21 protein-coding genes and 2 pseudogenes are annotated in these 26,475 nt (G+C 62.9%); 5 read left to right on the top strand and 18 right to left on the bottom strand.

Annotation, left to right across the window (positions count from 1 at the left end; all coding sequences use genetic code 11):
- Nucleotides 1–127: 127 nt before the first annotated feature.
- A pseudogene (locus tag ACI2JX_RS18430) lies at nucleotides 128–1,261 on the top strand (methyl-accepting chemotaxis protein); the annotation flags it as partial.
- Entirely contained in the window at nucleotides 1,244–2,116 is an 873-nt protein-coding gene (locus tag ACI2JX_RS18425) for a methyl-accepting chemotaxis protein (RefSeq protein ID WP_404690705.1), read from the top strand. The pseudogene ACI2JX_RS18430 and the gene ACI2JX_RS18425, both read left to right, overlap by 18 nt.
- Nucleotides 2,117–2,386: 270 nt before the next feature.
- On the opposite strand, the gene ACI2JX_RS18420 is transcribed toward ACI2JX_RS18425, so the two are convergent.
- The 14 genes from ACI2JX_RS18420 to hutC all read right to left on the bottom strand — a co-directional run bounded on the left by ACI2JX_RS18420 (nucleotide 2,387) and on the right by hutC (nucleotide 19,773).
- A complete protein-coding gene (locus tag ACI2JX_RS18420; protein WP_392464755.1) occupies nucleotides 2,387–3,121 on the bottom strand; it encodes an amino acid ABC transporter ATP-binding protein in 735 nt (244 codons plus the stop codon).
- Entirely contained in the window at nucleotides 3,114–4,076 is a 963-nt protein-coding gene (locus ACI2JX_RS18415) for an amino acid ABC transporter permease (RefSeq protein WP_186557343.1), read from the bottom strand. The genes ACI2JX_RS18420 and ACI2JX_RS18415 overlap by 8 nt, the downstream gene beginning before the upstream one ends.
- Before the next feature lie 75 nt (nucleotides 4,077–4,151).
- Nucleotides 4,152–4,949 carry a transporter substrate-binding domain-containing protein gene (locus ACI2JX_RS18410; protein WP_186557389.1) on the bottom strand — a complete coding sequence of 266 codons (798 nt, stop codon included), beginning with the start codon at nucleotides 4,947–4,949 and terminating at the stop codon, nucleotides 4,152–4,154.
- A gap of 261 nt (nucleotides 4,950–5,210) precedes the next feature.
- Nucleotides 5,211–7,784, bottom strand: a complete 2,574-nt coding sequence (gene mdoH / locus ACI2JX_RS18405) for a glucans biosynthesis glucosyltransferase MdoH (RefSeq protein ID WP_264235618.1) — start codon at nucleotides 7,782–7,784, stop codon at nucleotides 5,211–5,213.
- A complete protein-coding gene (locus ACI2JX_RS18400) occupies nucleotides 7,777–9,492 on the bottom strand; it encodes a glucan biosynthesis protein G (protein ID WP_319004519.1) in 1,716 nt (571 codons plus the stop codon). Before ACI2JX_RS18400 ends, mdoH begins: the two co-directional genes overlap by 8 nt.
- Before the next feature lie 263 nt (nucleotides 9,493–9,755).
- Nucleotides 9,756–10,193, bottom strand: coding sequence for a D-aminoacyl-tRNA deacylase (dtd, locus tag ACI2JX_RS18395; protein WP_186557635.1), 438 nt, complete (start codon nucleotides 10,191–10,193; stop codon nucleotides 9,756–9,758).
- On the bottom strand, nucleotides 10,190–11,161 hold the full coding sequence (gene pip / locus ACI2JX_RS18390; protein ID WP_264235619.1) for a prolyl aminopeptidase: 972 nt from the start codon (nucleotides 11,159–11,161) through the stop codon (nucleotides 10,190–10,192). Before pip ends, dtd begins: the two co-directional genes overlap by 4 nt.
- Before the next feature lie 309 nt (nucleotides 11,162–11,470).
- Nucleotides 11,471–12,274: an N-formylglutamate deformylase gene (gene hutG / locus ACI2JX_RS18385; protein WP_404690685.1), complete on the bottom strand. Its 804-nt coding sequence runs from the start codon at nucleotides 12,272–12,274 to the stop codon at nucleotides 11,471–11,473.
- 11 nt (nucleotides 12,275–12,285) lie between these two features.
- On the bottom strand, nucleotides 12,286–13,491 hold the full coding sequence (gene hutI, locus ACI2JX_RS18380; RefSeq protein WP_404690684.1) for an imidazolonepropionase: 1,206 nt from the start codon (nucleotides 13,489–13,491) through the stop codon (nucleotides 12,286–12,288).
- A gap of 15 nt (nucleotides 13,492–13,506) precedes the next feature.
- The gene (locus ACI2JX_RS18375) at nucleotides 13,507–14,910 is read right to left on the bottom strand and encodes an amino acid permease (protein WP_264235622.1); all 1,404 of its coding nucleotides are present in this window, start codon (nucleotides 14,908–14,910) and stop codon (nucleotides 13,507–13,509) included.
- Nucleotides 14,911–14,976: 66 nt separating this feature from the next.
- Nucleotides 14,977–16,509 carry a histidine ammonia-lyase gene (gene hutH / locus ACI2JX_RS18370; RefSeq protein ID WP_264235623.1) on the bottom strand — a complete coding sequence of 511 codons (1,533 nt, stop codon included), beginning with the start codon at nucleotides 16,507–16,509 and terminating at the stop codon, nucleotides 14,977–14,979.
- Between the two features lie 74 nt (nucleotides 16,510–16,583).
- A complete protein-coding gene (gene hutU, locus ACI2JX_RS18365) occupies nucleotides 16,584–18,257 on the bottom strand; it encodes a urocanate hydratase (protein ID WP_264235624.1) in 1,674 nt (557 codons plus the stop codon).
- Between the two features lie 236 nt (nucleotides 18,258–18,493).
- Nucleotides 18,494–19,066, bottom strand: a complete 573-nt coding sequence (locus tag ACI2JX_RS18360) for a HutD family protein (protein WP_186557627.1) — start codon at nucleotides 19,064–19,066, stop codon at nucleotides 18,494–18,496.
- Nucleotides 19,063–19,773 (bottom strand): histidine utilization repressor, encoded by a 711-nt coding sequence (hutC, locus tag ACI2JX_RS18355; RefSeq protein WP_186557637.1) that lies wholly within the window; start codon nucleotides 19,771–19,773, stop codon nucleotides 19,063–19,065. The genes ACI2JX_RS18360 and hutC overlap by 4 nt, the downstream gene beginning before the upstream one ends.
- Nucleotides 19,774–19,915: 142 nt before the next feature.
- Here hutC and ACI2JX_RS18350 point away from each other — a divergent pair, with 142 nt between their 5' ends.
- Entirely contained in the window at nucleotides 19,916–21,280 is a 1,365-nt protein-coding gene (locus tag ACI2JX_RS18350) for a formimidoylglutamate deiminase (protein ID WP_368972540.1), read from the top strand.
- Between the two features lie 252 nt (nucleotides 21,281–21,532).
- Here the strand turns inward: ACI2JX_RS18350 and ACI2JX_RS18345 are convergent, their stop codons facing one another.
- Nucleotides 21,533–22,102 (bottom strand): lipocalin family protein, encoded by a 570-nt coding sequence (locus ACI2JX_RS18345; RefSeq protein ID WP_264235627.1) that lies wholly within the window; start codon nucleotides 22,100–22,102, stop codon nucleotides 21,533–21,535.
- A complete protein-coding gene (bamE, locus tag ACI2JX_RS18340) occupies nucleotides 22,099–22,353 on the bottom strand; it encodes an outer membrane protein assembly factor BamE (RefSeq protein WP_264235628.1) in 255 nt (84 codons plus the stop codon). Before bamE ends, ACI2JX_RS18345 begins: the two co-directional genes overlap by 4 nt.
- A gap of 223 nt (nucleotides 22,354–22,576) precedes the next feature.
- On the opposite strand from bamE, the pseudogene ACI2JX_RS18335 reads away from it, so the two are divergent.
- Together ACI2JX_RS18335 and ACI2JX_RS18330 are read left to right on the top strand one after the other, a co-directional pair.
- Nucleotides 22,577–23,608: pseudogene (locus tag ACI2JX_RS18335) on the top strand (cache domain-containing protein); the annotation flags it as partial.
- A gap of 24 nt (nucleotides 23,609–23,632) precedes the next feature.
- Nucleotides 23,633–24,463 (top strand): methyl-accepting chemotaxis protein, encoded by an 831-nt coding sequence (locus ACI2JX_RS18330; protein WP_404690704.1) that lies wholly within the window; start codon nucleotides 23,633–23,635, stop codon nucleotides 24,461–24,463.
- Nucleotides 24,464–24,592: 129 nt separating this feature from the next.
- Here the strand turns inward: ACI2JX_RS18330 and ACI2JX_RS18325 are convergent, their stop codons facing one another.
- Nucleotides 24,593–25,189, bottom strand: a complete 597-nt coding sequence (locus tag ACI2JX_RS18325; RefSeq protein WP_264235630.1) for a DUF924 family protein — start codon at nucleotides 25,187–25,189, stop codon at nucleotides 24,593–24,595.
- 3 nt (nucleotides 25,190–25,192) lie between these two features.
- A complete protein-coding gene (locus tag ACI2JX_RS18320; RefSeq protein ID WP_186557622.1) occupies nucleotides 25,193–26,203 on the bottom strand; it encodes a class 1 fructose-bisphosphatase in 1,011 nt (336 codons plus the stop codon).
- Between the last annotated feature and the right edge of the window lie 272 nt (nucleotides 26,204–26,475).

The raw sequence follows: 26,475 nt of genomic DNA, 5'->3' as shown, positions 1-26,475 counted from the left end.
ACAGGGCTTGCCCGCGAAGAGGCCCTCGATCACAGCACAACACCCAAGTTAATTCCCGCTCGCTTTAGCGACTTTTCCTACACAACTTACAGGTCCAGTCCCACACCCCCTCTGCCGATGAGCAGGCATGGCCATATCACGGGGCCATCACTCTATTGGACGGAGGCATACCATGTTCGCAAACTTCAATCGCAGGTTAGGCAACCTGAGCGTAGGACTGAAGCTCGCCCTGGGCTTCGCGATCGTACTGCTGCTCACCCTGGCCACCACGGTCAGTGGCTGGCGCGCCCTCGATGAGGCCATCACCCGCTCGCAACAGTTGAGCGAGATCGTTCGGATCAATGAGCTGAGCAAAGACTTGCGCGCCGAGCGCATTACCTTCCGCGTCCTTGCCGATGACACCAGCAAGGCGCGCATTGCCCACATCCTTGAACAGTTGCAGCACATGCTCAGCACCTTGCAACAACGCAGCAGTGTCGAAGCGTCACAGCAGCTGCTCACGCAGAAACTGCAACAACTGCAGCGGCTGCGCGACGATTTCGCCGCCCTGCTACGTGCGGTCGATCTGCGCAGCCAGACTCGCAGCACCTTGCAGGCGCAGGCCGAGAAGCTCGATGAGGTGATCGACGAGTTACAGACCCAAGCCCTGCTGCGAATGCCCGCTGACAAACAGCAAGGAGGTGTACTGGGGCTGATGGACAGCCTGTCGCGCCATATCGACAATGCCGCTCAACAAAGCCGGGTGCCGGCCTACACCTTCTCCCCCATCGAAGACTTCGCCAAGGTTGGCGATACGGCCCTGAATGCTGCCGACGTCGCGCTCGATCAGCTCCTAAGGGCCTTGGCCCGGCTCGAATTGCCGCGCAGCCTAATGGAGCAGCCTGCTGCGCAGCTAGCAAGGTATCGCAGCAGCCTTGAGCAATATCGCCGCGCGGCAATCAACGTCGAACAGTTGCAGAACAACATGGAGAAGATCGGCGACGAACTCAGCGCAGCGAGCATCGCGCTGGGCGAACAGAAGGTCGAGCAGCGGGACCATGAAGCGCTGGCGGCGCGCTCGCTGCTGACCACGGTCGCTTTGCTGGCCTTGCTGCTGGGTATCGCCGCCGGCTGGGTGATCACCCGGCAGATTACCCAGCCGCTACGCCAGACCCTGGCCCAGGCTGCGCGCATCTCCCGCGGCGACCTAAGCCAATTGGAGCCGGTCACACGCCGCGATGAAATGGGCCAGTTGCAGGCGAGCATGCGCGACATGACCCTGAGCTTGCGTGAGCTGATCGGCGGCATCGACCAAGGTGTCAGCCAGTTATCCAGTGCAGCCTCACAACTGGCAAATGCCAGCGAAGACACCAAAGAGCGGATCAACCAACAGCGCGAAGAGACCGACCAGGTGGCCACCGCGATGAACCAGATGAGCGCCACGGTGCAAGAAGTGGCACAGAATGCCGAGCAGGCCTCGCAAGCCGCGACCACCGCCGATCATCAGGCGCAGCTGGGCGATGAAGTGGTGGCCCAGGCGGTCGCGCAGATCGAGCAGTTGGCCGGGCAGATGGATCACTGCCTACGGGCCATGCATCACCTGGCGGAGGAAAGCCTGCGCATCGGCAGCATCCTCGGTGTGATCAAGTCGGTGTCAGAGCAGACCAACCTGCTCGCGCTCAATGCCGCCATCGAGGCTGCACGCGCGGGTGAAGCGGGGCGCGGCTTCGCGGTAGTCGCTGATGAGGTCCGAGGTTTGGCCCAGCGCACCCAGCAATCGACCGAAGAGATCGAGCAACTGATCGCCAGCTTGCACAGTGGCACAGACGAGGTCACTGGCCTGCTCGACAGCAGCAAGCAACTTACCGAACAAAGCGTGGAGCTAAGCCGTAAGGCCGGTGACGCGCTGGGGCAAATCACCCAGACAGTTTCCAGCATCCAGGGCATGAACCAGCAGATTGCCACGGCCAGCGAGGAGCAAAGTGTGGTGGCCGAGCAGATCAATCGCAGCGTGATCAATGTGCGGCAAGTGTCGGATCAGACCAGTGCTGCCAGTGAGCAGACGGCGGCTTCCAGTGGCGAGCTTGAGCAGTTGGGACAGCAACTGCGCGGGATGGTAGGGCGGTTCAATCTTTAACAACGCCTATCAACGTGGGAGCGGGCTTGCCCCGCGATAGCGTCAGCGCTAACTACGCTATCGCGGGGCAAGCCCGCTCCCACGCTAACTCTCGTTGGCCTTAGAGCACCTGACGCAAGGCGAGTTGGAGCAGCAATTGCGAAGCATGGCGGCGCGGCGCAGTCTTTAGCAACGCCTATTAACCTGGGAGCGGGCTTGCCCCGCGATAGCGTCATCGCCAACCACGCTATCGCGGGGCAAGCCCGCTCCCACGCAAATGCTCTCTGCGTCTTATAGCACCTGACGCAAGAACGCCTGCGCGCGTGGATCCTTCGGCGAATCGAAGAACGCCACCGGCGCCGAGTCTTCCAGCAATTTGCCGTGATCGAAGAACAGCACCCGATCAGCCACTTCGCGGGCAAAGCCCATCTCGTGGGTCACGCAGACCATGGTCATGCCCTCTTGCGCCAGGGTCTTCATGACGTCCAGCACTTCGCCAACCATCTCTGGGTCCAGCGCCGAGGTCGGCTCATCGAACAGCATCACCTTCGGGTCCATCGCCAGCGCCCGAGCAATCGCTACCCGCTGTTGCTGGCCACCGGAGAGCCGCGATGGGTACTCGTTGGCTTTCTGGCCGATGCCCACCTTTTCCAGCAGCGCCCGCGCCTTGGCTTCGCGGTCCGCCTTGTTGCGCTTGCGCACGACTTTCTGCGCCAGGCACAGGTTCTCCAGCACGGTCATGTGCGGGAACAGGTTGAAATGCTGGAACACCATACCGACTTCGCGACGATAGGCGTTGATGTCGGTCTTGGGGTCATCCAGTTGCAGGCCATTGATCGACACATGACCGGCATCGAAGTGCTCCAGGCCATTGAGGCAGCGCAGGAAGGTCGATTTACCGGAACCCGACGGGCCCAGCACCACCACCACTTCGCCCTTGGCCACCTGCGTGGTGACGTTGTCCACCGCACGCACCACCTGGCCGCGGGTGTCGAACACTTTCAACAGATCACGGACTTCAATCACTTTGCGCAAGCCTCCGCTCGAGCCGGCTGGCAAGGTGCGACAGCGGCAGGTTGATTAGCAGGTACAGGCCTGCCACGCAGAACCAGATCTCGAAGGTCGAGAACGAGGTGGTGATCGCCTCGCGACCGCTCTTGGTCAGCTCGGTGATGGCAATGACCGACACCAGCGAGGTGTCCTTGACCAGGCTGATGAACTGCCCAGCCAGCGGCGGCAGTACACGTTTGAACGCCTGCGGCAAAATCACATGACGCATCGACTGCCCGGCATTCAGGCCCAGCGAGCGCGCCGCCTCGTTCTGCCCCTTGGCGATCGACTGCACACCGGCGCGCACGATCTCCGCGACATAGGCGCCCGTGAACAGCGCCAGCGCGGCCACCCCAGCGAACTCGCGAGACAGATTGAGCACAGTGCCGATGAAGAAGTAGAAGATGAAAATCTGTACCAAAAGCGGTGTGCCGCGTACCAGTTCGACGTAGACCGTCGACAGATCACGCAGGGTCGGGTTGTTCGACAACCGGCACAAACCGGCGATCAGGCCGATCACCAGGCCCAACGCACCGGATACCACCGACAGCCACAGTGTCGTCCACAGGCCCCAGGCCAGCGGACCGGCCGCCCAGTGCCGGGTGACACCGATCTGATCGCCTTCGGCGACGTCGTCACCGCGGCTCAGTTGCAGGCTGTCCTTGGCCACGTCCAGCACCTGCTCTTGGCCATCCTCGCCCTTGAGCGTGACGCGGGCGCTGTCGCCTTGCAGGACGATGTCCTGCACGGTGCCATAGCTGGCTGCGCGCTGAGCCTCTTCGGCCTGGTAGGCGAAGTACTGGGGAACGCGGTTCCAGCGCCACTCGTAGGACATCAACGAGGTGGCGAAGTACAGGCTGATCGCCAGGCCCACCAGCACCAGCGCGGTCAGCGCGTGCCAGGGCCACTGGGCTTTCTTGTGTTTGATCACGAGGGGTACTTCCGTAAATGCGAACGCGCAGGGTTTGCCTGCGCGTTGGGGTCAAAGCCTAGGCTTGTGGCCTGCTTATTCCATTTCCTTCAGCCAGTCCTTGTTCTTGAACCACTTGTCGTGGATACGATCGTAGGTCCCGTCATGCTTGATCTGGTGCAGGAAGTTGTTGATGAAGTTAATGCTGTCGTAGTCGCCTTTCTTCAGGCCGAAAGCCAGCGGCTCGTAGGTGAAGGGCTCTTCGAGGAACAGCAGCTTGCCAGCGCCGGCCTTCTCCACCGCCACCACGTTGTACGGCGCGTCATAGACGAAGGCATCAGCCTTGCCGTTGACCACGTCCATCACCGCTTCCTGCTCGTTGTCGTAGCCGTGGTACTTGGCTTTGCTGATCAGCTTCTTGGTGACCATCTCACCGGTAGTGCCGAGCTTGGAGGTAACGCGGTATTTCTCGTTGTTCAGGTCTTTGTACGACTTGATCTCACCCGCCAGCTCCTTGCGGATCAGCAGGGTCTGGCCGACAACGATGAAGGGTTCGCTGAAGTTCAGGCGCAGGTTGCGCTCTTGGGTCAGGGTCATGCCGCTGCCGATCATGTCGAACTTGTTGGTCAGCAGGGCTGGGATGATGCCGTCGTAGGCGGTGGAGACGGTCTCCAGCTTGACGCCCATGGACTTGGCCATGGCCTTGAGGATGTCCACTTCGAAGCCGATGATTTCACCGCGCTTGTTGGTCATCTGGAAGGGCATGTAGGTCGGATCCATGCCGACCCGCAGGGTACCGCTCTTGACCGCGTCGTCGATGGCGCCGGCCTGGGCGCTGGCCACTGCGACCAGCGCGGTGACGCCGACCAGCAGTCGCGACAGGTATTTCTTCATCATCACCAAGTCCCCTAGCAAAAAGAGTACGAATCTTATTGTTGGCAGTAACGGTCCTACAGACCGCTGCGAAATATCGGATGGGATGCTAACGCATGCGCGGCTCGGGACCTAGAGCCTGGGGGGACTTTGTTGGCCAAAATAGGCCTACGGGGCTGCTTTGCAGCCCTTCGCGGGCAAGCCCGCTCCTACAGGTCGTGCATCGAACCCTGTGGGAGCGGGCTTGCCCGCGAAGGGCCGCAAAGCGGCCCCAATGCTGGATCAGGCACCTACCAAGGAAGGCTGTGCCTCATTCTCCGGATGCAACGGCAACAGCGGCGAATGCGGATCGCTGTTGATCGAGTTGCGCCAGACATCGATCCAGGCCGAATTGTGCTCGGCCCAGACCCGCTCATGCAGGCGCGACAGCGCCACCGGATCGCTCAACAGCGCCAGACGGGTATTGCCGTCCAGCCCCTTTGGCCCGACTTCCAACGCCTTGGCGATGCGTTCTTCACGCAGCGCTTCGATCGGTGCCGCCTGGCCATGCCGGGCAGTCCCCATCGCGCAGGCCAAAGCGTTCTGGCGTGGGTCGACCACTGCCCGCACGAAGCCGTCATGCAGCGCATGCCAGCGGTTCTCGTGGGTGTACTGGTCGGTCGCCAACAGCTCGTGCGGGGTCGCGTACTCCTCAGGAATGAGGAACAGCTTCTCGTCCTTGGCCCGCAGGCCCAGGCGCACCCGGCTGGAAATCACCGAAACCGGGATCGACAGTACCAGCGAACCAACGATCGGCGCCAACCACCACAGGAAGCTTGGGTTCAACCAGGCCACCAACGCGGCCCAGGCAAAGCCCAACAGGGTCTGTGGACCATGGCGACGCACCGCTTCGCTCCACGGCGTGGAGTCGTCGTCACGCTGCGGCGAGTTCCAGGTCGCCGCCCAGCCGAGGAAGGCAGCCAGGACGAAGCGGGTATGAAAGATCATCCGTACCGGCGCCAGCAGCATCGAGAACAGCATCTCGATCAGCATCGACAGGGTGACCTTGATCCGCCCACCGAACTCGGTGGCGCCCTTGGCCCAGATCAGGATGATGCTCAGCAGCTTGGGCAGGAACAGCAGCACGATGGTGGTGGAGAACAGCGCAATGGCCTTCTCCGGGTGCCATTGTGGCCACAACGGGTAGAGTTGGAACGGCTCGATGAAGTACTGCGGCTCCATCAGCGTGTTGGTCGCCAGCAAGGCGGTCGACAGCACCAGGAAGAAGAACCACAACGGCGCCGACAGGTACGACATCACCCCGGTAAGGAACACCGCACGGTGTACCGGGTGCATGCCCTTGACCAGGAACAGGCGGAAGTTCATCAGGTTGCCGTGGCACCAGCGCCGGTCGCGCTTGAGCTCATCGAGCAGGTTGGGCGGCAACTCTTCATAGCTGCCCGGCAGGTCGTAGGCGATCCACACACCCCAGCCAGCCCGACGCATCAGTGCCGCTTCGACGAAGTCGTGAGACAGAATCGCACCGGCGAAGGCGCCCTTACCGGGCAACGGCGCCAGGGCGCAGTGCTCGATGAACGGCTTCATCCGAATGATCGCGTTGTGGCCCCAATAGTGCGATTCGCCCAACTGCCAGAAGTGCAGGCCAGCGGTGAACAGCGGGCCGTATACGCGGGTAGCGAACTGCTGCAGTCGCGCATACAGGGTGTCCATGCCCGACGCCTTCGGCGCGGTCTGGATGATGCCGGCATCCGGGTTGGCCTCCATCAGGCGCACCAGGCTGCTCAGGCAGTCGCCACTCATCACGCTGTCGGCGTCGAGTACCACCATGTACTTGTACTCGCTGCCCCAACGACGGCAGAAGTCGTCGAGGTTGCCGCTCTTGCGTTTGACGCGACGGCGGCGACGGCGGTAGAAGATGCGACCAAAGCCCTTGGCCTCGCGGCACACGTCCAGCCAGGCCTGCTGTTCGGCAACGGCGATGTCTGGATCATTGGTGTCGCTGAGTACGAAGAAATCGAAACGATCGAGGTTGCCGGTGGCGGCCACCGACTCGAAGGTCGCGCGCAGACCGGCAAACACCCGTGGCACGTCTTCGTTGCAGATCGGCATTACCAGCGCAGTACGCGCCTCGGCGGCGATCGGCTCGCTACCGGCACTGCTGCCGGAGATCTTGTACTTGTCACGCCCGGTGAGCAGCTCGAGGAAGCCCATCAGCGCGGTCCAGAAGCCCGCCGACACCCAGCAGAAGAGGATACCGAACAGAATCAGGATGGAGGTCTGCAATGCATACGGCCAGACCTGCACGACGGTGTCCCACAGCGACTGGTTCATGATCTCGTCGAGATCGACGAACGACCAGCCCTGGTACGGCAGGATGCCTTTCATGTACCAGCCAGCAACGATGGTCTGACCGAGCATCAGCGCCAGCAGGATATAGCGACGCAGCGAGCCGACCCAGCGCCAGCGCGCTGGCGGCAGTTCGCGTTTGGGCGGCTGCGGTGCGTTGGTGCGACCTGTCATGCGCCGCCACATGCGTACCAGGATGTTGGTGCGCCATGGCTCGGGCAGAACCCGGGTGCGCTTGATCGGCGGGGCGATCTTCAGGCACAGCCGGCCGCTGCCGTCGACGCCGAGCATTTCGGCGTCTTCCAGCTCGGCGGCGCTGCCCACGGTCAGGCGCGGGCCCACCGAGGCCTGTACGGCCTCGGTGGCAGTGGCGGCCGGAGTGGCCGCCAGGCGTTGGTGCAGCTCGCTGAACGAGGCGCAGTTGGCGAGTTCCGCCCGCTGCTCGTCGCTCAGTGGTAAGTGGGCCAGGTACTCGCCAAGCGATTCTGGCCTTGCGCTTGAGTTACTCATCGGCAGGCAACTGATAGCTCCAGGTTTCGGTCAGCACCTTCTCGGTGGTGGCCGGGGCCCCGTTGGTGGACGCCGCATCGGCGGCTGGTTGCTCGGCAGGCTTTTCAGCCTTGGCATGCTTGGCCGCAGCCTTGTCATGCTTGGTGTCCTTGGCCGGCTTAGGTGCTTCGACCGGAACGTCCTGCAGCAGGGCAGCGCGCATCTCGGTGGACTTCTTCGGATCCTGGATCTTCAGGCGCAAGGTCAGGCGCCAGCCCTTGGTCTCTGGGTTATAGCGCAAATTGTTCTCGACCACCTCGGCGTTGTCGCCAACGCTGATCTGGCTACGCACCTTGGCGTCTTCCTTCAACGCAGCCAGGACGGGGCCCGCGAAATCGACCAGGAAAGCCACGCTGCCGTCCGGCTGACGGATCAGGTTGGATTGCTTGACGTCACCGGTCGAACGCAGGGTCTGCTTGACCCAACCCAGCTCTGGGGCCTGGAACTTAGGCTCGTCGATGGTCCAGTGCAGGCGGTAGTCATAGTCGACCGGCTTACCTGGCTCTGGCAGCGTCTCCGGGCTCCAGAAGGCAACGATGTTGTCGTTGGTCTCGTCGGCGGTCGGGATCTCGACCAGATCGACGGTGCCTTTACCCCAGTCGCCCTTAGGCTCGATCCAGGTGCTTGGACGCTTCTGGTAGTTGTCATCGAGGTCTTCATAGTCGCTGAAGGCGCGGTGACGCTGCATCAGGCCGAAACCACGCGGGTTCTCGACGCTGAAGTTGCTCACAGCCAGGTGTTTCGGGTTGTTCAGCGGGCGCCACAGCCATTCGCCGTTGGCGGCATGGATCGACAGGCCTTCGGAGTCGTGCAGGGCCGGACGGTAGTTCATGACCTTGGAGGGCTGGTTAGGGCCAAACAGGTACATGCTGGTCAGCGGCGCGATACCCAGGCGGCTGACGTGATCACGCAGGTAGATGCGCGACTTGACGTCGACGATGGTGTCGTTGCCCGGGCGCACGGTCAGCTTGTAGGCGCCGGTGGAACGCGGCGAGTCGAGCAGGGCATAGATCACCAGGTGCTTGTCGGCCGGCTTGGGCTTTTCGACCCAGAACTCGGTGAACCGCGGGAATTCTTCGCCGGACGGCAGCGCGGTGTCGATGGCCAGGCCACGGGCCGACAGGCCATAGGCGTGGCCCTTGCCGACGACCCGGAAATAGCTGGCGCCAAGCAAGGTCATGATCTCGTCTTGCTTGTCAGCCTTGTTGATCGGATAGAGCACGCGGAAACCGGCGTAGCCGAGGTTCTCGACGGTCTTGGCGTCGTGCGGCACGTCCTGGAACTCGAAGCGGCTCGGGTCGTACTTGATTTCCTCGACCTTGGTGGCGGTGACCTGGTTGATTTTCACCGGTGTGTCGAAGTGCATGCCCTGGTGGTAGAAGGACAGCTTGAACGGCGTCTTGTCCTTGGCCCACTCGGCCTTTTCCTGAAGGAAGCGGATTTTCTGGTAATCGGCGTACTTCATGTCGCGGAACACCGCCGGCAGATTGCTCTTCGGTGCTTCGTACTTCTGGCCGGCCAGATCCTTTGCCTTGGCTGCAACATCGTCAAGATTGAATGCCCACAGCTGGCCAGCGCTCATCAGGCCGACCAGTGCTACGCCAGCCGCCAGGGCCTTGCGCAGCCGATTGCCGGGGATTCTTGGTGCATTACAGGGACTTACAATCACGAGCAACCCTCGCCGAAAACAGATCATGAAACCAACGGCCAGCGACCAATGCCGGGTTGGCGAGCACTGTTCGGACCCCGTGAGGGCGTAATGATTCCCCAAACGGATCCAGACAATGCTCGAGTCAAGGTGAAACGAACCTGCGAACGCAGGTTCACGCAGCGCGCGATTATCCAGCAGGCCGCGTCACAACGCATCAGGCTGTACAAACTATTTATCGTACAAACCCCCTTGTTTTCCTGCAAACAGGGGGTTATTTCGCCTCAGATTTGTAACATAAATGTTACGGGGCCATCATTGACCAGGTGCACCTGCATGTCGGCGCCAAAACGACCGCTGGCAACGTCCTCGTGCGAGGTCCGTGCGCGCGCCAGCAGATAGTCGAACAACTCGGCGCCCAGCGCCGGTGGTGCGGCAGTCGAGAAGCCTGGGCGCATGCCGCTGCGGGTATCAGCCGCCAGGGTGAACTGGGACACCAGCAGCAAGCCGCCGCCGATGTCCTTGAGCGACAGATTCATCTTGCCGTCGGCATCGCTGAACACCCGGTAGTTGAGCAGCTTGTGCAACAGCTTATCGGCATGTTCGCGAGTATCTTCAGGCTCGACTGCCACCAGCACCAGCAAACCCTGGTCGATGGCACCGACGATCTCCCCCTCTACCTCGACTCGCGCCCCGCGCACTCGCTGCAGCAGGCCTTTCATGCTTCTTCCAGGGGCAGGTCGAGCAGGCGCCGGGCCATTTGATCGGCAGCGCGCACCAACGCATCGGTGATACCGGGCTCCGACGCGGCATGACCGGCATCGCGGATAACCTTTAGCTCACTATTGGGCCAGGCCTGATGCAGCTCCCAGGCGTTGTCCAGCGGGCAGATGACGTCGTAGCGGCCATGCACGATCACCGCTGGCAGGTGGGCGATCTTGGGCATGTCGCGGATCAGCTGGTCCGGCTCCAGGAAAGCATTGTTGGTGAAGTAGTGACACTCGATCCGAGCGATCGACAACGCGCGCTGTGGCTCGGAGAAACGATCGACCACCAGCGGATTGGGGCGCAGGGTCGCGGTCCGGCCCTCCCAGGTCGACCAGGCCTTGGCCGCGTGCATCTGGGCGATCTGGTCGTTGCCGGTCAGGCGCTTGTGGAAGGCCTTGACCAGGTCGTCGCGTTCATCGGCGGGGATCGGCGCGATGTAGTCCTGCCAATAGTCAGGGAACAGGCGGCTGGCACCTTCCTGGTAGAACCAGCGGATCTCCTGCGGGCGGCACAGGAAGATGCCGCGCAGGATCAAGCCATGCACGCGCTCGGGGTGGGTCTGGGCGTAGGCCAGGGCCAGGGTCGAACCCCAGGAGCCGCCAAACAGCACCCACTTGTCGATGCCCAAGTGTTCGCGAATGCGCTCCAGGTCCTCGACCAGATGCCAGGTCGTGTTGTTCTCCAGGCTCGCGTGGGGCGTGGAACGGCCGCAACCGCGCTGATCGAAGGTAATGATGCGATACAGGTTTGGATCGAAATAGCAGCGGCTCTGCGCGTCGCAGCCGGCACCTGGGCCACCGTGGATGAACACCACCGGCAGACCTTCCGGCGAACCACTCTCATCGACATACAGCACATGCGGCGCTTGCACGGCCAGATCGTGCCGGGCGTAAGGTTTGATCTGCGGGTACAGGGTCTGCATTGCGCACTCCATGAAGGGCTATTCTTCGGCTGGCGCCATCATAAACCCGAATCATGCCAGGGCGCACCGGCAACGAGTGCTAACAATCGGCGTCGCCCTCTCGGACTCGGCTGCCCTTAAGATAGCGCCCCGCCCATCAACACCGAGGGAGCCCCATGAAAACCTCTGCGCGGCGTCGGCCACGGCGATGGCAGCTAGCAGGTCCAGACGCGGCTCCGGCGGTGCAGCTAGAGTGGAAAAAGACAGCAGTGCGAGAACAGCGATGGTTACTGCTGGGGGCGCTGACGACAGCCTCCGCCCCCTGCGCCATTATTTGCCGTAGCGCTCCCGGCCCCATGCCAGCAGCGTTTCCAGCAAGCCTTTGAGCACCACCTGAGTAGGCCCGGCCAGATCCTCACGGTAAGTGAACGGCTCGACCTCCTCCATATAGGTGCTCTGGGCCAACTCCAGTTGTACCGCATGGATGTGCTGCGCTGGGTTGCCGTAGTGACGGGTGATGTGCCCGCCTTTGAAACGTCCGTTGAGCACGTGGCTGTAACCTCCGGCCCCAGCGCACACCTCCTTGAGCCGCTCGGCCAACTGCGCGTCGCAGCTGGCGCCGTTGAACGTGCCAAGGTTGAAGTCCGGTAGTTTGCCCTCGAACAGATGCGGGATATGCGAGCGGATCGAATGCGCATCCCACAGCAGGGCATAGCCAAACGCTTCGCGTAGACGCGCTAGTTCGTGCTTGATCGTGTCGTGATAGGGGCGCCAGATCTGCTCCAAGTAAGTCGCACGCTCGTCAGCAGAAGGCGTCAGGCCGTCTTTGAACAGTGGCTCGCCCTCGAACAACGTGGCCGGATACAGGCCCGTGGTAGCTCCGGCGTACAACGGCTTGTCATCGTCAGGCCGATTGAGATCGATGACAAATCGCGAGTAGTGCGCCGCTACTACACTTGCGCCCATCTCGCGGGCGAAGTCGTAGAGCTGGGGAATGTGCCAGTCAGTGTCGGGCAGGCTGCGCGCCTGATCGACCAGGCCATCGCGCACAGCCGGCGTCAGGCCAAGGCCTGCATGCGGCATGCTGATCAGCAGCGGCAGCCGACCTTGATGGAAACTCAATACCTTGTGCATGTCTGCCTCGCTCAATTGGAAATCTCGTGGCCGCGGCGCACCACGCGCTTGGGCAAGTCACCGCCGAGCCAGTAGGCCAGGTCGGCGGGGCGTTCGATCTGCCAGGCGATGAAGTCCGCCAACTTGCCGACTTCCAGCGAGCCGTGGCTGGCGCCCAGCCCTAGCGCGGTAGCAGCGTGCAGGGTGACGCCGGCCAGGGCCTCCTCCGGGGTCATGCGGAACAACGTGCAGCCCATGTTCAGCATCAAGCGCAGCGACAGGCCTGGCGAGGTGCCTGGGTTAAGGTCGCTGGCCAGGGCGATCTTCACGCCATGCTTGCGCAGCGCATCCATCGGCGGCAGCTGGGTCTCGCGCAGGAAGTAGAAGGCGCCCGGCAGCAGCACGGCAACAGTGCCGGCCGCAGCCATGGCGATGGCATCCTCTTCGGTCATGAACTCCAGATGATCGGCGGACAACGCCTGGTAGCGCGCCGCCAGGCTTGAGCCACGCTGCGACGACAACTGCTCGGCATGCAGCTTGACCGGCAGGCCCAGTTCATGCGCCTTGATGAACACCCGCTCGACCTGGGCCGGGGAGAACGCCAGGTGCTCGCAGAATGCATCCACCGCATCCACCAGGCCCTCGGCCGCCAGCGCGGGCAGCAGCTCGTCGCAGATGTGCGCGATGTAGTCATCGGCCCTGCCTGCGTATTCCGGCGGCAAGGCATGAGCGGCCAGACAGGTACTGCGCACGGTCAGTGGCAGCTCTTCGGCCAGGCGCCGGGCCACGCGCAGCATCTTGCGTTCGTTGGCCAGGTCCAGGCCGTAGCCGGACTTGATCTCCACGGTAGTGACGCCATCGCGCATCAGCGCTTGCACGCGCTGGCGGGCACTGGCGAACAGCTCGTCCTCGCTGGCCGCGCGGGTGGCCCGCACGGTGCTGGCAATGCCGCCGCCTTGCGCGGCAATCTCGGCATAGCTGACGCCCTGCAGGCGCTGTTCGAACTCGCCGCTGCGGTTACCGCCGAACACCGCGTGGGTGTGGCAGTCGATCAGCCCTGGGGTAACCCAGGCGCCCGCCAGATCCACCGTGCGCTCGGCATCGACCGACGGCAGTTCGCGACGCGGGCCGATCCACTCGATCAGGCCTGCGTTGCTGACGATGGCCGCGTCGTCGATGATCGAGTAGCTGCCTTGGGCCATGCTGGCCACCTGGCAATGCTGCCAAAGGGTTCTCATAGAGCGTCTCCGTTACTAACGATGCAGCTCGGCGTGTTCCCTGGCCAGCTCGCCCTGGCCTGCGCGCGGTTTGCACCACAGCAGGTAGGAGGCCACCAGGAACACCACCCAGACCACACCGACGAGCAATGCCGCCTGGGTATCCGGGAAGTAACCGAGCACCGCAAAGATGAACACCATGAAGGCAATCGCCAGCGCTGGTCCATACGGCCAGAACGGCACCGGGAACTTGAGCTGGGCCGCCTCTTCGCGCGTCATCCGGCGACGCATGGCGACTTGAGTAACCAGGATCATCAGCCACACCCACACCGTAGCGAAAGTGGCGATCGAGGCAATCAACAGGAACACGTTTTCCGGGATCAGGTAGTTGAGCACCACGCCGATCAACAGCGCCGCCCCCATCACCAGCACCGTGAGCCACGGTACGCCGTGTTTCGACAGCTGGGCAAAACCGCGTGGCGCGTGGCCCTGTTGCGCCAGGCCATACATCATCCGGCCAGCGCCGAAGATGTCGCTGTTGATCGCCGACACAGCCGCAGAAATCACCACCACATTGAGCACGGCGGCGGCCGAGCCAATCCCCAGGTTGCTGAAGATCTGCACGAACGGGCTGCCTTGGCTACCGATCTGCGGCCACGGGTACAGGCACATCAACACGAACAGGGTGAGTACATAGAACAGCAGGATGCGCAGCGGCACGGCGTTGATCGCCTTGGGAATCACCCGCTGCGGATCCTTGGCTTCACCGGCGGTGATGCCGATGATTTCAATACCGCCAAAGGCGAACATCACCACGGCAAAGGAGGCGATCAACCCGCCGATACCGTTGGGCATGAAGCCGCCATGCTCGAACAGATTGCCGACCCCCACGGCAGCGCCGTTGCCGACCTGGCCAAAGCCGAAGGCCATGATGCCCAGGCCGGCGAGGATCATCGCCACGATGGCGCCGACCTTGAGCAGCGACAGCCAGAACTCCATCTCGCCGAACACCTTGACGTTGCACAGGTTCAGCCCGCCGATCAGGAAGACGATGCCCAGTACCCAGATCCAGCGCGGCACGTCGGGGAACCAGAAGCCCATGTAGATACCGAAGGCGGTCACGTCGGCAATGCAGACGATGATCATCTCGAAGGCGTAGGTCCAGCCGAGGATGAAACCGGCCATAGGCCCCAGGTAAGTGCTGGCGTAGTGGCCGAAGGAGCCGGCCACCGGGTTGTGCACGGCCATCTCGCCGAGGGCGCGCATGACCATGAACACCGCGGCGCCGCCAATCAGGTAGGCCAGCAGCACGGCGGGGCCGGCCATCTGGATGGCCGAGGCAGAGCCGTAGAACAGGCCCGTGCCGATGGCAGAGCCGAGGGCCATGAACCGAATATGGCGGGACGATAGCCCGCGTTTGAGTCCTTGAGCTTGTTGCATTCTGCGTCCCTTTTATTTTTTTTGGACGAACAACCGCATGTTGGGGCCGCTTTGCGGCCCCAGCTTTTAAAGGCTCGGCAACACTCCAGCCGGCAACAACCCCGTCAGCGTGCCCTCAGCCAGCAGTTCGCTGGCAATCTCGATATCCGGCGAGAAGAACCGGTCACGCTCGTAGTGCGCGACTTTCTCGCGCAGTGCCTTGCGGGCCTGTTCGAGCTTGGCCGAGGTTTTCAGCCCCTTGCGCAGGTCGAGCCCTTGGCACGCGCCCAGCCATTCGATAGCCAGCACGCCACGGGTGTTCTCGGCCATTTCCCACAACCGCTTGCCCGCCGCCGGGGCCATCGACACATGGTCTTCCTGGTTGGCCGAAGTCGGCAGGCTGTCGACGCTGTGCGGATGCGACAGCGCTTTGTTTTCGCTGGCCAGCGCGGCAGCCGTCACCTGGGCGATCATGAAGCCCGAGTTGACCCCGCCGTTTTCTACCAGGAACGGCGGCAGCTGGGACATGTGCTTGTCCATCATCAGCGAGATGCGCCGCTCGCTCAGCGCACCGATCTCGGCAATCGCCAGTGCCAGGTTGTCAGCCGCCATCGCCACCGGCTCGGCGTGGAAGTTACCGCCGGAGATCACATCGCCTTCGGCGGCGAACACCAACGGGTTATCCGACACCGCGTTCGCCTCGATGGCCAATACCTCGGCAGCCTGGCGCAACTGGGTCAGGCAGGCACCCATGACCTGTGGCTGGCAGCGCAGCGAGTAGGGATCCTGGACCTTGCCGCAGTTCTCGTGCGAGCGCGACACCTCGCTGGAATCGCCGAGCAGATCGCGGTAGCAGGCTGCCGCGTCGATCTGCCCGCGCTGGCCACGCACTTCGTGAATACGCGCATCGAATGGCGAACGCGAACCCAGCGCCGCTTCGACGGTGAGGCCACCGCAGGTGATCGCCGCAGCGAACAGGTCTTCGGCGTGGAACAACCCACGCAAGGCGTAGGCAGTCGACGCCTGGGTACCATTGAGCAGGGCCAGGCCCTCTTTGGCTGCCAGGGTCAGCGGCTCGAGACCGGCCACTGCCAGGGCCTCGTTAGCGGGCAACCACTGGCCCTGGTAACGCGCCTTGCCCTCGCCCAGCAGCACCAGCGACATGTGCGCCAATGGTGCCAGGTCGCCCGAGGCGCCTACCGAACCCTTGAGCGGAATGTGCGGATAGACTTCAGCGTTGACCAAGGCGATCAGCGCATCGATGACCTTGCGCCGAATACCGGAGAAACCCCGGCTCAGGCTGTTGATCTTGAGCACCATGATCAAGCGCACCATGGCGTCATCCAGCGGCGCGCCGATGCCGGCAGCGTGCGACAGCACCAGCGAGCGCTGCAGGTTTTCCAGGTCTTCGCGGGCAATGCGGGTCGAGGCCAGCAGGCCAAAACCGGTGTTGATGCCGTAGGCTGTGCGGTCCTCGGCGAGAATCTGTTCGACGCAAGCGACGCTGGCATTGATCGCCGGGCCAGCACTGTCATCCAGGCGCAGTTGCACGGGCGCGGCGTGGATCGCGCGCAGCTGGGCCAGGGTCAGGGTACCGGGTTTGAGGGTCAGTTCGGTCACTTCGCTACTCCATTCGCATGGGGCCCACAGGCCCCTTCTTGTTATTCAGTATCGCCCTTGTTCGGTGTCGATGATCAACCTGTGATCATCGGCAGATCGAGGCCCTGCTCTTTGGCGCAGTCGACAGCGATCGGGTAACCGGCGTCGGCATGGCGCATGACGCCGGTGCCTGGGTCGTTGGTCAGCACGCGGGCAATGCGCTCGGCGGCTTCGTCGCTACCATCGCAGACGATGACCATCCCTGAGTGTTGCGAGAAGCCCATGCCCACGCCGCCACCATGGTGCAGCGAAACCCAGGTAGCGCCGCTGGCGGTGTTGAGCAGGGCGTTGAGCAGCGGCCAGTCGGACACCGCGTCGGAGCCATCGCGCATCGATTCGGTTTCGCGGTTCGGGCTGGAGACCGAGCCGGAATCAAGGTGGTCGCGGCCAATGACGATCGGCGCCGACAACTCACCGCTACGCACCATTTCATTGAAGGCCAGGCCCAGCTTGGCCCGCAGGCCCAGGCCAACCCAGCAGATACGCGCCGGCAGGCCCTGGAAGCTGATGCGCTCACGGGCCATGTCCAGCCAGCGGTGCAGGTGGGCGTCGTCAGCGATCAGCTCTTTGACCTTGGCATCGGTTTTGTAGATGTCTTCGGCTTCGCCCGACAGCGCGGCCCAGCGGAATGGACCCACGCCGCGGCAGAACAGCGGACGGATATAGGCCGGAACGAAGCCTGGGAAGTCGAAGGCATTGCTCACGCCCTCTTCCTTGGCCATCTGGCGAATGTTGTTGCCGTAGTCGAAGGTCGGCACACCTTGCTTCTGGAAGTCGAGCATGGCCTGCACGTGCACGGCCATGGACTGCTTGGCAGCCTTGACCACTGCCGCCGGTTCGGTCTGGGCGCGGTCGCGGTACTGCTCCCAGGTCCAGCCAGCGGGCAGATAGCCGTTGAGCGGGTCGTGGGCGCTGGTCTGGTCAGTCACCATGTCCGGACGCACGCCACGCTTGACCAGCTCCGGCAGGATTTCGGCGGCGTTGCCCAGCAGGGCGATGGAGATGGCCTTGCCTTCAGCGGTGTATTTGCCAATGCGCGCCAGCGCATCGTCCAGATCGGTGGCTTGCTCGTCGACATAGCGGCTGCTCAGGCGGAAATCGATCCGGCTCTGCTGGCACTCGATGTTCAGCGAGCAAGCGCCGGCCAGGGTCGCCGCCAGTGGCTGGGCGCCGCCCATGCCGCCAAGGCCGGCGGTCAGCACCCACTTACCCTTGAGGCTACCGTTGTAGTGCTGGCGACCGGCTTCGACGAAAGTTTCGTAGGTGCCTTGGACAATGCCCTGGCTGCCGATGTAGATCCAGCTGCCGGCGGTCATCTGGCCGTACATGGCCAGGCCCTTGGCATCCAGTTCGTTGAAGTGCTCCCAGTTGGCCCAGTGCGGCACCAGGTTGGAGTTGGCGATTAGTACGCGCGGGGCGTTGCTGTGGGTCTTGAACACGCCGACAGGCTTGCCAGACTGCACCAGCAGGGTCTCGTCGTCTTCCAGGCGGGTCAGGGTCTCGACGATCTTGTCGTAGCACTCCCAGTTACGCGCGGCGCGGCCGATGCCGCCGTAGACCACCAGCTCCTTGGGGTTCTCGGCCACCTGCGGGTCGAGGTTGTTCATCAGCATGCGCAGCGGCGCTTCGGTCAGCCAGCTTTTGGCGGTCAGCTTGTTGCCACGCGGGGCACGGATTTCTACGTCACGGTATTTGTTGTTGTCAGTCACGGGGAAGGTCCTCTGCGGTCATCCGACGGCGGTGTGTCGATGGACAATATACAAACACACCTTTACTTGTATGTACAAGCATGGACAACTAAAAATATTGTGCCTTTCCCTTAAATGATTAGGGCCGCTTTGCAGCCCATCGCGGGGCAAGCCCGCTCCCACGCAAGCCTGTAGTGCGCACGTGGGAGCGGGCTTGCCCCGCGATGGGCTGCAAAGCGGCCCTGGTAATCGTTATCTCAGCGCGCAGTCAGCTCAATCAGGCAAAACCGCCCCTGCACATCCAACCCCAGCAAGCCATCATTGCCTTCCAGCCGCAGGCAGTCGTACAACCCCAGGCTCTGCGACTCATGCCCGGCCAGCCCGACTTCGACATGATTGCTGCCAGCAAACAGCAACACCGTCGGCGCCGAACTGAATAACCGGCTGCTGCCATCGAACCACTGCAAGCGCGCCCGATAGCGCTGCGGCGCATAGATCAGGTTGAAATCCCTGATAGGGCCACCCAGCAGCTTGCAGCTGACCTGGCTCTCGCCATTGAAGGCGAAGGCATCGAAGCTAAGTAGCGGTCGGCTAGCCTGGCCATCGACCAACAAGCGCATGCCGTCGCCTTGCAGCACGGTGATGATCCGCTGATAACCGCTGAAGCTGGAGAAACCGCCGGACTCTTCGATATCGGCAATCGACAGGCGCCAGCCAAATCCTTCCAGGCTATCGCCCGCGTCGCGGGCAATCTCCTCGGTGAAACCGCCGCCGTTCTTCCACGGCATGCGTGGGTAGTCGCGGGCACGCAACAACTGCAACTGGCTCATTTGCTGAAACGTCCTTCCAAGCGATGACGGGAGCCGGGGTGGATCAATCGCGCAGCAGTAACTGGCTGGCGACCGGACCAGGTACGCCGGCGAATCAACAGGCACGGCTCGCCACGTTCGATCTGCAGCAAACGGCACTCTTCGGGCTCGGCAAGAATGGCTTCGACCACGTGCTCGCCCTCGGTCAGCGGAGCGACTTGGGACAAGTAGGCGTAGGGCGTCTGCCGGGTGAAGTCCTGGCTCAGGTAATCCGGGGCGATCAGGGCGTTGACGTAACGGTCTTCGATCTGCACCGGGATGCCGTTCTCGTAATGCACGATCAGCGAATGGAACACCCGCTGACCTTCGCGCATGTCCAGCGCCAGGGCGCGCTCGGAGCCTGCCGCTTCTTCGGCCAGGGTAATCACTTGGCAGCTATGCTGATGGCCACGGCTGGCGATCTCGTCGGCGATGTTGTTGACCTCGAACAGCGCCGAACGGGTCTTGGGTTCGGCAACGAAAGTGCCTACCCCTTGCATGCGGACCAACAGGCCATCGGCGGTCAGTTCGCGCAGGGCGCGGTTGATCGTCATGCGGCTGAAGCCCAGCTGGCTGACCAGCTCGCTCTCGGAGGGCACCCGGTGGTGGGGCGGCCACGTGCCGTTTTCGATCTGCTGGATGATCATCTGTTTGACCCGGGCGTACAGCGGCGCCGGCCCTTCGCCCATCTGGGCCACCAGCGCGGAGACAGGAGGTGTCGGCACGGCTTTTATCCTTGTGCGGTATGAGTGAACGGTAGCTTGCCGGAGTTTACCGGGCAGGCAAACGCCTGTATATGTATATACAAGCTAACAAGAACAGGAAAAACCCATGCCCGTCTTCTTCGCCGAGCGCGCCCTGCTGTCCACTGGCTGGGCGCGCAACGTCCGTCTTGAGGTCGCCGCCGATGGTCGACTGTCCAGTCTCCAGGCCGACGCCTCGGCCGAGGGCGCCGAGCGTCTGGCCGGCCCGCTACTGCCGGGCATGCCCAACTTGCACTCGCACGCCTTCCAGCGCGCCATGGCAGGCCTGGCTGAGGTGGCGGGCAATCCCAACGACAGTTTCTGGACCTGGCGCGATCTGATGTACCGCCTGGTCGGTCGGATCAGCCCGGAGCAACTGCAAGTCATCGCCCGCCAGCTGTACATCGAAATGCTCAAGGCCGGCTACACCTCGGTGGCAGAGTTCCACTACGTGCATCACGACCGCGATGGCCAGGCGTATGCCGACCCCGCCGAGCTGTCCCGGCGTATCAGCGCCGCCGCGAGCAGCGCCGGGATTGGCCTGACGCTGCTGCCGGTGCTGTATAGCCATTCGGGCTTCGGTGGCCAGGCGCCCAGTGACGGCCAGCGCCGCTTCATCAACTCAAGCGAACAGTACCTGCGCTTGCAGGAGCAGCTACAGCCGCTGTTGGCCGCTCAACCAGCGCAACAGCTAGGCCTGTGTTTCCACTCCCTGCGCGCGGTGACCCCGGCGCAGATTGCCGGTGTCGTGGCGAACGGTGACCAGGCCTGCCCGATCCACATCCACATCGCCGAGCAACAAAAGGAAGTCGACGATTGCCTGGCCTGGAGCGGCCTGCGTCCGCTGCAATGGCTGTATGAACATGTCGATGTCGACCGCCGTTGGTGCCTGGTGCATGCCACCCATGCCGACCCAGATGAAGTTCGCGCCATGGCTCATAGCGGCGCGGTGGCCGGGTTGTGCCTGAGCACCGAAGCGAACCTGGGGGACGGGATCTTCCCTGCGGTGGACTACCTGGCCCTGGGTGGCCGCATGGGGATTGGCTCGGACAGCCATGTATCGCTCAGCGTGGTCGAGGAGCTGCGCTGGCTGGAGTATGGCCAACGGCTGCGTGACCAACGACGTAACCGGCTGTACCGGGGCGATCAACCGATGGTTGGCAGAACCCTCTACGATGCCGCGCTCAGTGGTGGCGCGCAGGCGCTGGGGCAGCCGATTGGCGAGCTCAGCGTGGGCAAGCGCGCCGACTGGCTGGTGCTCGACGGGCAGGATCCGTACATTGCCACCGCCGAGGGCGACGCCATTCTCAACCGCTGGCTGTTTGCCGGCGGTGATCGCCAGGTGCGTGATGTGATGGTCAACGGGCAGTGGGTGGTGCGCCAGGGGCGGCATGCGCAGGATGAGGACAGTGGGCGAGCGTTCGTCGAGGTGCTGCGCCAGCTGCTGGACTGATTAAACGCAGTTCCACCGCTATCGCGGGGCAAGCCCGCTCCCACGCTATCTATCTAGGGTCTGTATGAAAAGTCTTGAGACGCCGGTCAGGCAAGGCGAAAACAGCCGAGGAACGGTCGGAGTCGCGCTCGACTTTACTGGAGTAAATGAGCATTCCGAGGCTGTTTTCAACGCAGCATGACAAGTATCAAGGCTTTTCGTACAGAGCCTAGGCAAGCGTGGGAGCGGGCTTGCCCCGCGATGACAACCGCATTACCTGGCGGCGATATCCCGATCCGCCACCCGCCAGATCAAGCGATTGGTGTCATACCCTTGCTGGCGCGCCTTGGCCAACAGGTTTTCACGCTGCCACGCCGGCAACGATGGGGTGCGCGACAGAATCCACAGGTACTTGCGATCAGGGCTGCCGACGATGGCCGTGCGGTAATGGGCATCCACATACAGCACCCAATACTCACCCTTGGCCACGCCCGGCGCCAGACGGGTAAACCAGTTATCGAACTCGACCCATAGCTTGTCGGTATGCCCCACTTCCTGCGGCTTGGCATTGCCTTCGGCACGAATCCACTCGCCATCGAGCATCCGGCAGCGGTTCAACACACCAAGGGTGCCATCGGGCTTGGCGTTGTAATGCGCCTCGGACTGGGCACAGTCGCGCTGAAAGTACATCGGCAGGCGCGCCAGCTCATACCATTTGCCCTGGTAGCGCTTGAGGTCCACCGTGCCAGCCGTCTTCGGCGCCAGCGGGTCGACGCTGGAGCTGGCACAGCCGCCCAGCAGCAGCGCCAGGCAGACGCCCAGCAGCAGGGTCAGCCGCCTCATTTGAGGCCCTGCCCGGAGTACATCAACACCTTGTCCGCCGCGTACTGCACGCTGATGAAGCTCTTCTCGTCACCCCAGGTGCAGCTGCTCATGCCCAGCGCTCCGGAGCATTCGGTTGGCGTACCCAGCAGTTGCTCGACCTCGACCTTGTTCATGCCGGCCTTGAGCTTGGAATAGTTTTCCTGATTGATCTTGCTGCACGCGGTCAGGACGACGCACAAGGACAACAGGGCGAGGGAACGCAACGACATGAAGGGACACTCCTGGGACATGGGGCTCAGGCGAGGCGCCTGTGGAGAGCTTAGAAGGCAAAAAGCCTCCTCGGTTCCCTGCCCAGGGTGCTTTGACCCCCTGCCATTGGTCGACTGGTTCGCAATTGATTAATGTTTTACCCACGCAGGTCGACACAGCTCCCAGCGGTGTGGCCGATTGCCGCACCCTCCCTTCGACGTGCTTCCCTGCGCAGACTTTGCCATGACCAACAACCTCAAGTTCAGCCACAAGATCCTGCTGGCCGCTGCCCTCGTGGTGGCCGTTGCCTTTACCTGCTTCGTGCTGTTCAACGATTACCGACAACGCCAGTCCCTGCGTAGCGATACCGAGTCGACCCTGCAGGACCTGGGCAACCTGACTGCCGGCAACATCCGTAACTGGCTCGACAGCCGTATCCAGCTGCTCGACACCTTCGCCCAGCAGATTGCCGTCGACGGCAAGCCCGGCCTGGACCGCGCCCTGGCGCTGCCGGTGTATGCCAGCAACTTCCAGCTCACCTACTTTGGCGGCCAGGACGGCAGCATGCAGTCGGTGCCGGTAGGCAACCGCGCCGCCGACTACGATCCGCGCGTGCGCGGCTGGTACAAAGCCGCCAGCGCCGCCAACCAGACCATCGTCACCGAGCCGTACGTCTCGGCCTCGGCCGGCAAGCTGGTGATCACCCTGGCAACCCCCGTGCAGCAAGGCGGCCGACTGATTGGCGTCAGCGGCGTCGACACCGACCTGCAGACCATCAGCAACCTGATCAACGCGCTGGACTTCGATGGCAGTGGCCACGCGTTCATCGTCAATGGCGAAGGCAAGATCCTGATTCATCCCAAGGGAGAGCTGGCGCTCAAGAGCCTCGCCGATATCTACCCGACCGACACCCCACGCATCGGCCGCGGCCTGAAGGAGGTCGAGTTCGAGGGGCGCAAGCAGTTCATCAGCTTCACCCATGTCGACGGCGTGCCCTCGGCTGACTGGTACGTGGCGCTGGTGCTCGACCAGGACGCAGCCTTCGCCATGCTCAGCGAACTGCGCACCTCGGCAGTGGTGGCGACGCTGATCGCGGTGGTGGCGATCATCGCCCTGCTGGGCCTGCTGATCCGCGTCTTGATGGAACCGCTGCACATCATGGGCCGCGCCATGCACGACATCGCCCAGGGCGAAGGCGACCTGACCCGGCGCCTGACCATCCACGCCCAGGACGAGTTCGGCAGCCTCGGCCAGTCGTTCAACCGCTTCGTCGAGCGCATCCATGAGTCGATCCGCGAAGTGTCCTCGGCCACAGGTCAGGTCAATGCGGTGGCTAGCCAGGTGATTACGGCCTCCAACGCCTCGATCCACAATGCCGACCAGCAGTCGAGTCGCACCAGCAGCGTTGCCGCAGCGATCAACCAGCTTGGTGCCGCCGCCCAGGAAATCGCCCAGAACGCCGCCCTCGCCTCGCAGCACTCAAGCGATGCGCGCAGCCTGGCCGAGGACGGCCAGCAGGTGGTCGGCCAGACCATCGAGGTGATGAACCAGCTGTCGGCGCGGATCAGCGATTCGTGCGGCAACATCCAGACGCTCAACTCACACACTGCCAACATCGGTCAGATTCTCGATGTGATCAGCGGTATTTCCCAGCAGACCAACCTGCTGGCACTCAATGCCGCCATCGAAGCTGCCCGTGCCGGTGAGGCCGGGCGCGGCTTTGCCGTGGTCGCCGACGAAGTGCGCAACCTTGCGCATCGCACGCAAGAGTCGGCGCAGCAGGTTCAGCGCCTGATCGAAGAGCTGCAAGCGGGCGCCCAGGTGGCGGTGAGCACCATGAACCAGAGCCAGCAGCAGAGCGAGCACAGCGTGGGCATCGCCAACCAGGCCGGTGAACGGCTGGGCAGCGTGACCCAGCGCATTGGCGAGATCGACGGCATGAACCAGTCGGTGGCGACTGCCACTGAAGAGCAGACAGCCGTGGTCGAGTCGATCAATGTCGACATCACCGAGATCAATACGCTGAATCAGGAAGGAGTGCAGAACCTGCAGAGCACCTTGCGCGCCTGCAATGACCTGGAGCACCAGGTGGACCGTTTGAAGCAGTTGGTGGGCAGTTTCAGGATCTGATCCTGCAACTGCTGGTAACAGCGAGATCATGCGCGGGAGCGGGCTTGCCCTGCGATGGCGATGGTGAATTCACCACTACTATCGCGGGGCAAGCCCGCTCCCACGTTCGATCCAAACGATGGTGCGCCCTTAGAACCTGGAGCCAGGCTCGAGGAGAAAATCCATCTCTTCACTGGTACTAGGGCGTCCCAGCATCAGGTTGCGATGCGGGAAGCGCCCGAACCGGGCAATCACCCGCTGATGCTGTTCGGCATAATCCAGAAAACCTTCGAACAACCGGCGGTTAGCCTCCGGTTGCTCTTCGAGCAGGGTCTGGTAACGCTCGACGCTCAGGTTCTGCCAATCGAGCACCTCGGCATGCTCCAGCACCAGCAGCACGAACACGCGCTGGATCGGCAGCAGCTGGTAATCCCAGCCTTTCTGCAAGCCCTGCATCGCCACCACTTGGGCACGGCGGTCGCCTTCGAAAGCCAACGGCGTGTCGCGGTGGATCATGCGCGGCAGCTGGTCGAGCAGCAGGATCAGCCCCAGCCAGCCCTGCGGGCTCTGCTGCCACTCATCCAGGCCACCGGCCAAGGCTTGCTCGCATAGATCGCCGAAGCGCTCGCGCGCTTCGTCGTCATGGTGCTTGCCAAACCACAGCGTACTCTTCTCGTCAGCCACGGCCTGGGCACTGGTGCCCCAACCGAACCACCATTCCAACAACGGCTGCCAAGGTGCGAGCATGACTTACTCCTTGTGGTAGGCGGTGACGCGCTCCACCTCTTCCTTCGAGCCAAGGATTACCGACACACGCTGGTGCAGGCTTTCTGGCTTGATGTCGAGGATACGCTCGTAACCGTTGGTGGAGGCGCCGCCGGCCTGCTCGATGATGAACGACATCGGGTTGGCTTCGTACATCAGGCGCAGCTTGCCCGGCTTGCTCGGCTCGCGGGCATCGCGCGGGTACATGAACAGGCCGCCACGGGTGAGGATACGGTGCACGTCGGCCACCATCGAGGCGATCCAACGCATGTTGTAGTTCTTCTTCAGCGGGCCGGTCTCACCTGCCAGCAACTCGCCGACGTAACGCTGCACCGGGGCTTCCCAGTGGCGTTGGTTGGACATGTTGATGGCGAACTCGGCGGTGCTGGTCGGCACCTGGATGTTTTCGTGAGTCAGGACGAAGCTGCCCAGCTCGCGGTCCAGGGTGAAGCCCTTGACGCCATTACCCAGGGTCAGGATCAGCATGGTCTGCGGACCATAGATCGCGTAACCGGCGGCGACCTGCTCGGTGCCAGGCTGGAGGAAGGCGTTCTCGTTGAGGGTTTCGTTCTGGCTCAGGTATTCGTTGGGGCAGCGCAGGACCGAGAAGATGGTGCCGACCGAGACGTTGACGTCGATGTTCGACGAACCGTCCAGTGGGTCGAAGACCAGCAGGTAGGCGCCTTTGGGGTATTTACCGGGGATCTGGTAGGCATTGTCCATTTCTTCGGACGCCATGCCGGCCAGGTGACCGCCCCATTCGTTGGCTTCGAGCAGGATCTCGTTGGAGATCACGTCGAGCTTCTTCTGCACTTCGCCCTGCACGTTTTCGGTGCCCATGCTGCCCAGTACGCCGCCCAGGGCGCCTTTGGACACGTTGTGGCTGATCTCCTTGCACGCACGCGCCACCACCTCGATCAGGAAGCGCAGATCGGCAGGGGTATTGTTGCTGCGGGTCTGCTCAATCAGATAGCGACTCAGGGTAACGCGGGACATGTATGGCTCCGAAAAGGATAGGGGGTGAAAAACCCCCGCAGTTTACAGGGAGAGTGACGGCCTAGCGAGTAAAGAGACGCGCCTGGCGGATCAGACGGTAGATTGGGGGTTGAGTTCATTGGTTGCAGGGCCGATGGTCGGCGGGGGCCTCATCGCGGGACAAGCCCGCTCCCACGCAGCCATGAGCGACGCATGACCGCCGCTGCGAGCAGCGGCTGCGTGGGAGCGGCTGGTAGTAGCTGCTGCGTGGGAGCGGGCTTGCCCCGCGATAG

The sequence above is a fragment of the Pseudomonas sp. NPDC088890 genome (assembly GCF_044900155.1).
Lineage (GTDB): Bacteria > Pseudomonadota > Gammaproteobacteria > Pseudomonadales > Pseudomonadaceae > Aquipseudomonas > Aquipseudomonas urmiensis.
The sequence above is the reverse complement of the archived record's forward strand: the minus strand, read 5'-3'. Positions and strand labels throughout refer to the sequence as shown.

Excerpts from the sequence above, each read along its gene's own strand:
- ACI2JX_RS18410 (WP_186557389.1), bottom strand. The coding sequence starts at position 4,949 with ATGAAGAAATACCTGTCGCGACTGCTGGTCGGCGTCACCGCGCTGGTC.
- ACI2JX_RS18425 (WP_404690705.1), top strand. The coding sequence starts at position 1,244 with ATGCGCGACATGACCCTGAGCTTGCGTGAGCTGATCGGCGGCATCGAC.
- ACI2JX_RS18320 (WP_186557622.1), bottom strand. The coding sequence starts at position 26,203 with ATGTCCCGCGTTACCCTGAGTCGCTATCTGATTGAGCAGACCCGCAGC.
- ACI2JX_RS18375 (WP_264235622.1), bottom strand. The coding sequence starts at position 14,910 with ATGCAACAAGCTCAAGGACTCAAACGCGGGCTATCGTCCCGCCATATT.
- mdoH (WP_264235618.1), bottom strand. The coding sequence starts at position 7,784 with ATGAGTAACTCAAGCGCAAGGCCAGAATCGCTTGGCGAGTACCTGGCC.
- hutI (WP_404690684.1), bottom strand. The coding sequence starts at position 13,491 with ATGAGAACCCTTTGGCAGCATTGCCAGGTGGCCAGCATGGCCCAAGGC.
- pip (WP_264235619.1), bottom strand. The coding sequence starts at position 11,161 with ATGCAGACCCTGTACCCGCAGATCAAACCTTACGCCCGGCACGATCTG.
- ACI2JX_RS18345 (WP_264235627.1), bottom strand. The coding sequence starts at position 22,102 with ATGAGGCGGCTGACCCTGCTGCTGGGCGTCTGCCTGGCGCTGCTGCTG.
- hutC (WP_186557637.1), bottom strand. The coding sequence starts at position 19,773 with ATGGGCGAAGGGCCGGCGCCGCTGTACGCCCGGGTCAAACAGATGATC.
- hutG (WP_404690685.1), bottom strand. The coding sequence starts at position 12,274 with ATGCACAAGGTATTGAGTTTCCATCAAGGTCGGCTGCCGCTGCTGATC.
- dtd (WP_186557635.1), bottom strand. The coding sequence starts at position 10,193 with ATGAAAGGCCTGCTGCAGCGAGTGCGCGGGGCGCGAGTCGAGGTAGAG.
- ACI2JX_RS18350 (WP_368972540.1), top strand. The coding sequence starts at position 19,916 with ATGCCCGTCTTCTTCGCCGAGCGCGCCCTGCTGTCCACTGGCTGGGCG.
- ACI2JX_RS18325 (WP_264235630.1), bottom strand. The coding sequence starts at position 25,189 with ATGCTCGCACCTTGGCAGCCGTTGTTGGAATGGTGGTTCGGTTGGGGC.
- bamE (WP_264235628.1), bottom strand. The coding sequence starts at position 22,353 with ATGTCGTTGCGTTCCCTCGCCCTGTTGTCCTTGTGCGTCGTCCTGACC.
- ACI2JX_RS18360 (WP_186557627.1), bottom strand. The coding sequence starts at position 19,066 with ATGAGCCAGTTGCAGTTGTTGCGTGCCCGCGACTACCCACGCATGCCG.